The organism is Tessaracoccus sp. OH4464_COT-324 (assembly GCF_003932855.1).
Lineage (GTDB): Bacteria > Actinomycetota > Actinomycetes > Propionibacteriales > Propionibacteriaceae > Arachnia.
In genome coordinates this window covers 1-293 of the sequence record NZ_RQYZ01000198.1, presented here as the reverse complement: position 1 = coordinate 293, position 293 = coordinate 1, and the positions used below count along the sequence as shown (strand labels likewise).

Genomic DNA, 293 nt, shown 5'->3' with positions numbered 1-293 from the left:
ATACGGCGAATAGCTTCAGCTAACATTCCAGATAAGGTTAATACTCGCACTTTACCTAATGCTTTGATTTCAGGTGTAAGTGGAATAGTATCAGTTACAACAACTTCATCTAATACATCATTTGCTAAATTTTTTGCCGCAGCACCAGAGAATACCGCATGAGTTGCATAAGCAAAGACGCGTTTTGCACCACGTTCTTTTAATGCTTCAGCTGCTTTGCATAATGTACCACCAGTATCGATCATATCATCCACTAAAATACAATCACGACCTGCAACGTCCCCAATAATATG

General features: G+C 39.2%; 1 protein-coding gene. It reads right to left on the bottom strand.

Annotated elements, in window-relative coordinates; translation table 11 throughout:
- The coding region (gene prs / locus EII42_RS12770) for a ribose-phosphate diphosphokinase (protein ID WP_125172445.1) at positions 1 to 293 on the bottom strand (293 nt) is incomplete at both ends.